Here is an 8,798-nt window from a genome sequence, read left to right on the forward strand (position 1 = left end):
GGGAAGAGGCCTGGGAAAGGTATTTCTCAGGACAGAACCATGACTTTCTCTCGGCTGCGGTAGCCACCCGGGAAGGAGGATTCCTATTGGCAGGAACCTCCTTTTCAGGAAAGGGACTGGATTGGGATTTTTAATCATATAATTTAAGGAAGCTTAACGGAAAGCCCATACACTTACTGACCTTGGGTTCACTAAAAAAGTACCTTTACCGTTCTCATCCAATGTTATCTCTTCAGATCTCAGCTGTAAAAAATCGTAGAGCCTGGCATGGGCAAACTCTTTTCCCAGTTCAATCTCTTTATAGCCCTCTTCATTATTGGAAACAATGGTTACACATCCGCGGTGTTCCTGATCTCCTTTCCTGACCCAGGCAATACAATTGGGATGATCAAAATAGTTTATCTGCTCGCCATAGGCAAACTGCTTTCTGGCTTCCAGCAGCTTAGGCAGAACCTCAACTTTGGGCATCACTACCTCTACTTCCTTTCCATCCCTGGTCTCAGTATACTCCGCGCCGAAAAGATCGGGATAGAAGATGCACGGATAGGCAGTTTCAGACATCAGAATAATAGCATAGGCAATGGGCTTGAACCAATCCTTGACTGCAGATTCCAATGCCTGAAACTTCTGAGTGTCATGGTTTTCCACAAAGGAAACAGAAGATACCGGATTCCATTCCAGGAAAGTGTCTTTTAAAATTGTGCTAAGGTCATAGTTTTTCCCTTCCTTGGATGCTACAAAAAAATTATAGTGAAGAGGGACATCAAAGGAGGAAATGACATCATTCATCTTTTCCGAAAAATCAGATATTTTTTCTACCTTATCTTTCCAGAATTCTCCCATAATAAAGCAATCCTTCACTTCTGCCTTAATGAAGCCGATCCAGTCTTTTAAAAAATCAGCGGAAATATGCTTCAGCGCGTCCAGCCGGAGCCCATCTATATGAGTGGTTTCAATATACCATTTGATCCAGTCTTTCATTTCCTGGACTACGTGCGGATTCCGGTATTCCACATCTGCCCCCATCAGATAATCGTAGTTGGCAAACTGATGGCTCACCGAAGGGTTCCAGTCCTCTCCGTAATCATTGTGGATCTTAAAGATCCCCTTCACTTCCTGGTCCCCTTTTTTGATGATATCTATTCCGCTGAAACATTGATGGTCCCATATGAAACCTGAATATTTGCCGTTTCTGCCCGGGAAGGTAAATCTGGTGGAAGCCGTTGCTGTGAATGGCTCGCTGATGATCTTATTACGATCTTCCTCCTCTACCTGATGTACCATGATTTCTTCATCTTCATCCCCTCCCATTCTGTGGTTCAGGACAATATCTGCATATACGGATATTCCCAGCTCATGAGCCTTCTCAATAGCTTTCAAATAATCATCCCGGAAACCATACCTTGTAGCAACGGAGCCTTTCTGGTCAAATTCTCCCAAGTCATAAAGGTCATATACATCATATCCTCTGCCTTTAGCACCCATCGCGCATTTTGTGGCCGGAGGAAGCCAGACCGCGGTGATGCCGAGGTCTTTTAAATATTCTGATTTTTCTATAAATTCATTCCAGAGATCACCCGGGTGATACCAGTGAAAGAATTGGATAATTACGCCGTTCATAGTTTATTATTTATATCGGTAGTTTATTTTTTCATGTGGATACGGGGTTTTATCGGACCTAAGATCTTTTTTGAAAAAATTTCCAAGTTTTTCATAAAACTTATGCAGCTGATCGATTTCCTCTTCGGTCAGATCTTCAATATCCACTATACGGTTGTTTGCATGCTTATAAGCGGCAACCAGTTCGTTAAGCTTTATCTGTATGGCTTTTGAATCCTTATTCTGGGCTTTTTGAATAAGAAAGACCATTAAAAAAGTCACAATTGTTGTTCCTGTATTGATGATCATCTGCCAGGTTTCCGAAAAGCGGAAAAAAGGCCCTGTAGCAGCCCAGATCACGACAAGTAAACTTGCTGTCATAAATGCCCCTGCACTGCCGGCAAAGCTCGCCGCCCAGTTGGCAAACCTCTCGAAAAGATTTTTTCTCATAACTAACTTCTGGTTTATTTAAAGTTAACCATACAGATCGCTCTATATGGTTAACCAAGCACATTAATCTGTTTATTGATCTTAAAAGAAAATTTTATGGTCCTTGATCCTTACGATTTTATCTTTTTCCATGGTTTTTATTACCCGTATCGCTGTTTCCACACAAAGTCCCGTAAGGCTGGCAAGCTGCTGTCTGGTAAAAGGTATCTTAAAAGAAAACGGAGCCTGTTCCTTTTGAGAGTTCTTAAGGTAGACCATTATTCCCATGAGCCGGTCTTTAGGCCTTTGAGAAGAGTTTTTCTGTAACATAACGTACTGATAATACAGGCAATCTGATAATCCCTTGCATACGTTAAAATACAGATGCGGATATGATCTCAGCAGGTTCAGAAAACGGCTCTTCGACAGTCTTAAGACTGTACATCTGGTGAGGGCAACAGCATCTATGGGATAAGGCTTATTGGAAAAAAGCATGGCTTCTCCAAAACTCTGGCCTTCAAATAAAATACTCTGAATGAATTCTTTCCCGTCTTTATTATAATTGTTCAGCTTTACCTTTCCTTTTGTGATCTGATAGTAAAAAAGGGGCTGGGTTCCTTCATGGAAGATAAATTCCTTGGCGTTGTATTCTTTTACTTCTGCACCTGCAGTATTCAGATATCTTTCGCTGATAGTGGCCATACTGTTCATTTAAAGGTAATACACTATTGTATATTTGCGCTGGTTATTTCATAGTAAATAGCCCATCCTGTGAATAAAATAACGATGATCCATATCCAGAAAGGAATTGTCTGAGGAGTTTCGCTTCCGTTGATAAGGAAGCTTTTCTGATTTCCCTTATCATAGGCATTGATCATCAGGGACAGGGTGCCGTCTACCACATCCTTATTTTTCAATCCTTCAACCTTTATTGAGGGACCGTTTGAAACGGTGAAGTTTATCTTTTTGATCCCTTCTTTTCCGGATGGCGACTGGCTTACAATTTTAAGAACATGCTCTCCGTCCGGAATCTTTTTGGTGTCAAAATCAAAAACTATCGGTGTATCCAATTCTGCGATGGGAGTAGGATCATCGTCTAAGAACAGGAAAACCTTACTTTTATCTTTAGTCATAATTTTTAATTTTCATTTAAAAAATCATATTTGATATGGTCCCGGTTTTTTTCACCGGGGTTTATCAAATATTTAACTGAAAATATCAAAGCTAAAACCGTTATCAGGATAACGACTCCCACGATGAACCAATCCCAGTTGCTGTCGGGTCCGGTTCCGTGGGTGAGGTTTCTTGTCACTTCCGGCTGCTGAAGTTGGCACGCATCACAGGCGAACATATAGGTTGTAAAAAGAGCCAGAACCAGAGTCATGATATTTTTGATGAAGCTTTTCATATTATTTTATTTTATCCATTATTGTTTTTGTTTCTTCGAGGGTGACCTTTTTAGCATTGTTTCCCCAGCTTGTCCTTTCATGATTAATGATGGCTGTTACGTCCTCCGGAGTAAAATTGGCGTTGGTTCCCACAGGTGGCATTGTGGCAAATTCCGGTCTTGGATCATATCCTTTCATGATTATGGTGACATACAGCTCCAGATCACCTCCTGTAACAACAGGGCTGTTTTTTAATGGTGGGAAAGCACCCGGAACGCCTTCTCCGTTGGCCTGATGGCAAGATGCGCAATTAGCGGTGAAGAGCTCTGCTCCGTCAGGTAAATTGGCAGCTCCCTGAGCCGTTCCTTCCTCTTTTTTCTGCTTATATAAAAAGGCGGGAACAATACTTTTATCCGTATAATCCACCTGTTTCAGGGATTTCAGATAAGCAACCAGCTGCAGGGCCTTTGGGGTGGCCACAATTTTTTTATTTTTATTTTTCAGGAATTTTTCAGGTACCTTCACTTCCACATCTCCGGGCTGTAAATAATCCCTTTCTATGAAAAGATAGGTATAAGCGGGCATGATAGATGCCTCTACGGCTGCCCTGGGCTGATACAGGTGGATCAGATGCCATTCCGCGCTGGGCTGTCTTTCCCCGATATTGGTAAGGTCGGGTCCGGTTCTCTGGGTACCCATCAGGTTGGCGGTATTTCTCCAGAAATCCGTTCTTCTGTTGATGGCAAAATCTGCAGGGATACTTGGCCTTTTCCCGAAAACATTATCCATTTCCACACTTCTTACCTGTTGGGTATGGCAGGCAACACAGCCGTTCTCAATATATACCATTTTGCCGACTCTCTCTTCCTTGGTCAGCATTCTGGCCTGTCTTGGCAAGGGCTTGTTGATTCTCTGATTGTCAAGAGCCGGAAGTACGGCAATATACAGCGTCAGAAAGAGAAAAAGAGCAAGAGCTGACCCGAAAAGTATCCTGTGATCATTTAATAGCATCATGACTAATTTTTTTAAGGGTTAAACTCGGTATTTTTAAGCTGTCTCTTAGCGGCCAATATTTCCGCAGGTGTTTTCGGAACCTTGATGTCATCTTTAGGCCTTACCATTCTGTAAAAATTATAAGCGAAAATAAGATGGGAGATCCACATCATGGTACCGCCTATAGCTCTCCACAACCAGAACGGAAACATATTGATCACTCCGTCTATAAAAGGTTTTTTCTTCATCCACATCAATCCGGTTTGCGTTCCGCCGATCATTAAGGCAATAACGTAAAAAAGCAGCCCTATCAGTGCAAGCCAGAAATGGATTCCCACCAATAATTTAGGGGGTTCCTTGCCTGTAAGTCTCGGAATTAATGTATAGCAGAATGCCCAGATCATAAAGGTAATGATCCCGTACATGGTAAGATGCGAATGGGAGACCGTAAAGTCTGTAAAATGCCAGAGCAGGTTTGTATACCTGAACGCTTCCACAGTGCCCTGGAAAGAACCGGTAAAATAAAATATGATCGACATGAAATAAAAGGGTAGGGTATAGCTTGTCTTAAGCTGGTACCAGGCTCCATTGAAGGTCAGAATAAAATTGGTAGTTCCCGCAGCTACCGGAATCAGCATTCCCGCGCTGGCGATAATGGCCGTAGTCTGTAGCCGCCATGGGATAGCGCTGAAAATAAAGTGGTGTGTCCCGATCAGGGTATAAAACAAAATATGGGTCCAGAAAGCCAGGGCTCCCAGACTATAGGAATAAATGGGTTTATTAAGCTGCTGAGGTAAAAAATAGTACATCAGTCCCAGATTGATCATCATGAACCACATTCCTATGGCCTGATGCATATAATATCCCTGGGTAATGGTCTCACCTACGCCGTCCTGCCATAAGGGGATGTATCCTACCAGGATAACAATGACAATAAACATGGCTCCGGAAATGATATACCAGTTTGAAATGTAAATCTCTTTGGTCGTTCTCTTAGTAACCGGTCTGAATAAATTGTGCGTGGAGAGGGCGATACCTATTCCGAACGTGATCATGATAGGCCAGATATATTCCCTGTATTCCCCTCCGCCGTTATTTACCCCGGCAAGTACGGATATGGTCCCGGCAAGTACCGCTGCATTGATTAGGATAAGAGAAAGATATCCTTGTTTGATGTTGTAATTTTCAACGTTGCTAACCCTTGTGACCACATAATATGACAAGCCTACCATTGCCAATGAAGCCCAGCCCCAGAATACGGCATTGGTATGCGCAGGCCGCAACCTTCCGAAGCTTAGCCAGCTTGTATGCTCTACATCCGGAGCCACATACTTTATTCCCGCGTATAATCCGAATGTGGTTCCTATGATCAGCCAGAAAATAGCAGTTCCCAAAAAATAAAGGATCAGCTTGTTGAGCTCGGAGGAAGTATACTTTTGTAAAGAAGAGGTTCTTCTTTTAGTAGGAAATACCCTGAGCTCTTCCACGTAGTTTATATTCTGTATTACTCCTTTCTCATCCGAAGGAGGAACATTGCCGGAAAGCTCATTTCCATAAAGCTCAGCCTTGATTTCCCTTTCTCTCTGCTCGTAAACCTTAAGCTCCTCAGGAGAAAGACTTTCTATTTCTTTTTGAGTCTCACGGGATTCCCGTCTTCTTAATATGTTATTATAAATGGATAAAAATTTGAGGACAACTATTATCAGACCCGCTACTATTATCATTAATAACAATAGCAGAGTAATCTGTATTCCCGTTTCTTTAAATAATGATGAGTCTACCATATCAGACATTATGGATTAAATATATAGTAAGGAAATTACTATTAACACAATTTGAATGATTGTGTCCGGCTTACTGGAAGAATCGTTGCTGATATTAATAAATGGAAAATATCAACCCGCTTTCGAATGAATGCGTAACGCTTAAACTCTTTGTAAATAAGGCTATCTACTGTTCTTAATGGAATCTACATCATATGAGGTGCTGTCCATCGGAAGGGTGTCATCACCAGTATCCGGTGTTATCTGGGCATTGCCGGAGACCATACTGTCACCGGTGTTCAGACTGTCGATATTAGTCTGTTGTGGTTGCGGTTCTTTCGTACAGCTGACGACCGATAAAAACATAAACAAGATGAGTAGTACTGTAGTAAATTTCATAATATTAAATTTGTGGTGTGTTATATCAAAAGTAGAAAAACATATAGCCAAAACTTTATGACTAAAATCATAGAAATAGATAACAGGTTAAGAAAGTACGCATCATAATGGAAATATAGTATCATATCACAAAAAAATGAAGAGACCTGGTTTCCAGGTCTCTTCTTATCTATATCTTTATGAATATTAAACGGCTTTAGTGTTCAGGTTTGTATCGGCTATTTTAGTTAACAGCTCATCGCATTTTTTTTCCTCATTAAGTGTTGCCAACAGACTTTTAAGACATTCTTCTTCTTTTAAGACCTTCGCATAGGCAGCAAGTGTTCCGTAAGTAGCGATCTCATAATGTTCCACTTTCTGGGCGGCAGCTATGATACCGGCATCTCTTACCGCGCCGGGCTCTGTTTCCTCCATGATACTTTTACCTTCATCAAGAAGTCCCTGCATAGCATCACATTTCTTCGCCTGTGCTTTTTTCCCTAGTGCGGCAAAACATTCTTCCAGCCTGGTAACGTGAACCTCAGTTTCGGAAATATGTTTTTCGATTGCTGTTTTAAGCTTTTCATCGGTAGCATTTTTTTGCATTTTTGGTAACGCTTTTACCAGTGCCTTTTCAGCCCAGTAAATATCTTTAAGTGAATCCTCAAACAGATCTTTCAGCTCTTTGGCTGCGTTTTTCTTTGCAGGAGTTTTGGCGGTTGTTTTGGAAGAGGTTGCTCTTTTGGCGACAGTTCCTTTTGTTGTGGTTTTCGTTTCCATAATAATATTATTTAGTGATTGTTGTAAATATCTACAATTATAAGACCAATTATTATTGATAGATTCAGGATTTATTTAATTTAGAACGATTAAATCTGACTTATTGCGATAATAAGAGTCCATAATCTTAGCGGATTTTTCGGTAATTCTTAAATTTGTAAGTTGCCGGCAAGGGGTTCATGATTTTTCGAATAGCTTTACTTCGCAGCCAATGAACTTTCTCATTGCTTGTCTGAAATTAGCCCCAACAGTTCTTTTATATCCGAAATAATTCTTGTTTTGAATACTATTTCATATTAAAATTTTGTATGCCTCAAAAATTCTATAATGATCATCTTGGAAATGCTGAGTCTGTTAATTTTATTTCTGAGAATAGTTTAATCGGAATATTTAGTAATATAAATGAAATCTAACAAATTTATATTTATATTATATTTGTAACTTAAGTCCCTGTTATTTTAAAAAAATCGGAAGCAAAGATGAAAAAAAAGCTATTATTTGTATTTTTCTTTTTACTTTTTTTAATGTCATGCCGGCCTTCAAAAAAAGAATATCTCAAAACTTTTGATTTACCGCTAATGAAGCAAACTGAGGAACTTCTTCTTTCAGGGAATTTAAATGGGGGAATCAATCTCAACCAGAAGTACTTAGCCATCGCTAATGAAGAAAAATATCAGGCTGGTAAAGCAACCTGCTATACTAATCTTGCTCTTATCAATTCTTATACAGGTAATTACAAAAACAGTCTGTTATTTTTACAAAATGCTGAATCTATTTTAAAAGATTCAGATGATATGATCCATAAAGCACATCTGTATGATCAGTATGGAATGCTTAATCTGCTCCTTTTGATGAATGATACGGGCCATCAATACTTCAATAAGGCACTTTATTGTTTAAAAAAAAGTGAAGATTCTGAAATGAAACAATATCTGCTGCAACTGGTTTATATTGATAAATCTAAAGTAGTTCAGCCTGATTCTTCATTAATCTACCTTCATAAAGCCAGAAATATTAAAAAAGATATCACAACAGAAGGTATGATTGCCTTTAGACATTTCGAAAGAAATAAATTGGATTCAACCCGAATTTATCTTAATAATGCATTCAGAATAGCTGATAGAGAAAAGTTTCTAAATGGTAATCAAAATTATTTATATTTTATTGCCGGAAGATACTACCTGAAAATGCATCAGTATAAAAAATCAGAAGAAGCATATCAAAAGGCACTGAAAATTGCTATGGCCACAAAAGATATTTTTGGAGTAAATATCCACTGGATTTATCTTGACCTTGCCGATTTATATAAAGAGACTGGTGATCAGAAAAAGGAACATGAATATAGAGATCTTTATTATCATCAAATAGCAAAATTTGAAAAGGATCAGGCTGAAACAGCCAATCTTTCGACTAAAGCCTTTATAGCTGCGATAAAAAACGAAGGAAAAGAAGAAAAAAACAGGATATG

Annotated in this window: 10 protein-coding genes; 1 reads left to right on the forward strand and 9 read right to left on the reverse strand. The window is 39.6% G+C overall.

The annotated features are described in order from the left end of the window. Positions 1 to 153: 153 nt before the first annotated feature. From ABMQ40_RS16305 to ABMQ40_RS16345, 9 genes are all read right to left on the reverse strand, one after another. Positions 154 to 1,620, reverse strand: a complete 1,467-nt coding sequence (locus ABMQ40_RS16305) for an alpha-amylase (RefSeq protein ID WP_370901516.1) — start codon at positions 1,618 to 1,620, stop codon at positions 154 to 156. Between the two features lie 6 nt (positions 1,621 to 1,626). Next, a complete protein-coding gene (locus tag ABMQ40_RS16310; protein WP_370901518.1) occupies positions 1,627 to 2,049 on the reverse strand; it encodes a low affinity iron permease family protein in 423 nt (140 codons plus the stop codon). Between the two features lie 81 nt (positions 2,050 to 2,130). Further along, entirely contained in the window at positions 2,131 to 2,730 is a 600-nt protein-coding gene (locus ABMQ40_RS16315; RefSeq protein ID WP_370901520.1) for a Crp/Fnr family transcriptional regulator, read from the reverse strand. Positions 2,731 to 2,753: 23 nt separating this feature from the next. Then, the gene (locus ABMQ40_RS16320) at positions 2,754 to 3,161 is read right to left on the reverse strand and encodes a cytochrome C (RefSeq protein ID WP_370901522.1); all 408 of its coding nucleotides are present in this window, start codon (positions 3,159 to 3,161) and stop codon (positions 2,754 to 2,756) included. A 5-nt stretch (positions 3,162 to 3,166) separates the two neighbouring features. Next, positions 3,167 to 3,436, reverse strand: coding sequence for a hypothetical protein (locus ABMQ40_RS16325; protein ID WP_370901524.1), 270 nt, complete (start codon positions 3,434 to 3,436; stop codon positions 3,167 to 3,169). A gap of 1 nt (position 3,437) precedes the next feature. Continuing rightward, positions 3,438 to 4,430 (reverse strand): cbb3-type cytochrome c oxidase subunit II, encoded by a 993-nt coding sequence (locus ABMQ40_RS16330; protein ID WP_370901526.1) that lies wholly within the window; start codon positions 4,428 to 4,430, stop codon positions 3,438 to 3,440. An 11-nt stretch (positions 4,431 to 4,441) separates the two neighbouring features. Next, complete coding sequence (locus ABMQ40_RS16335; protein ID WP_370901528.1) at positions 4,442 to 6,133, reverse strand: cbb3-type cytochrome c oxidase subunit I; 1,692 nt, start codon at positions 6,131 to 6,133, stop codon at positions 4,442 to 4,444. Positions 6,134 to 6,355: 222 nt separating this feature from the next. Next, entirely contained in the window at positions 6,356 to 6,538 is a 183-nt protein-coding gene (locus ABMQ40_RS16340; protein WP_370901530.1) for a hypothetical protein, read from the reverse strand. Between the two features lie 219 nt (positions 6,539 to 6,757). After that, a complete protein-coding gene (locus tag ABMQ40_RS16345; protein WP_370901532.1) occupies positions 6,758 to 7,330 on the reverse strand; it encodes a YciE/YciF ferroxidase family protein in 573 nt (190 codons plus the stop codon). Between the two features lie 578 nt (positions 7,331 to 7,908). On the opposite strand from ABMQ40_RS16345, the gene ABMQ40_RS16350 reads away from it, so the two are divergent. Then, positions 7,909 to 8,798 (forward strand): tetratricopeptide repeat protein (locus ABMQ40_RS16350; RefSeq protein ID WP_370901534.1); only part of this gene is annotated, 890 nt, incomplete at its 3' end.

The organism is Chryseobacterium gossypii (genome assembly GCF_041361455.1).
Lineage (GTDB): Bacteria > Bacteroidota > Bacteroidia > Flavobacteriales > Weeksellaceae > Chryseobacterium > Chryseobacterium gossypii.

What these genes read in the sequence shown, in the direction of transcription:
- ABMQ40_RS16325 (WP_370901524.1), bottom strand. Translation starts at nt 3,436, where the DNA reads ATGAAAAGCTTCATCAAAAATATCATGACTCTGGTTCTGGCTCTTTTT.
- ABMQ40_RS16330 (WP_370901526.1), bottom strand. Translation starts at nt 4,430, where the DNA reads ATGATGCTATTAAATGATCACAGGATACTTTTCGGGTCAGCTCTTGCT.
- ABMQ40_RS16335 (WP_370901528.1), bottom strand. Translation starts at nt 6,133, where the DNA reads ATGATAATAGTAGCGGGTCTGATAATAGTTGTCCTCAAATTTTTATCC.
- ABMQ40_RS16315 (WP_370901520.1), bottom strand. Translation starts at nt 2,730, where the DNA reads ATGGCCACTATCAGCGAAAGATATCTGAATACTGCAGGTGCAGAAGTA.
- ABMQ40_RS16340 (WP_370901530.1), bottom strand. Translation starts at nt 6,538, where the DNA reads ATGTTTTTATCGGTCGTCAGCTGTACGAAAGAACCGCAACCACAACAG.
- ABMQ40_RS16305 (WP_370901516.1), bottom strand. Translation starts at nt 1,620, where the DNA reads ATGAACGGCGTAATTATCCAATTCTTTCACTGGTATCACCCGGGTGAT.
- ABMQ40_RS16320 (WP_370901522.1), bottom strand. Translation starts at nt 3,161, where the DNA reads ATGACTAAAGATAAAAGTAAGGTTTTCCTGTTCTTAGACGATGATCCT.
- ABMQ40_RS16310 (WP_370901518.1), bottom strand. Translation starts at nt 2,049, where the DNA reads ATGAGAAAAAATCTTTTCGAGAGGTTTGCCAACTGGGCGGCGAGCTTT.
- ABMQ40_RS16345 (WP_370901532.1), bottom strand. Translation starts at nt 7,330, where the DNA reads ATGGAAACGAAAACCACAACAAAAGGAACTGTCGCCAAAAGAGCAACC.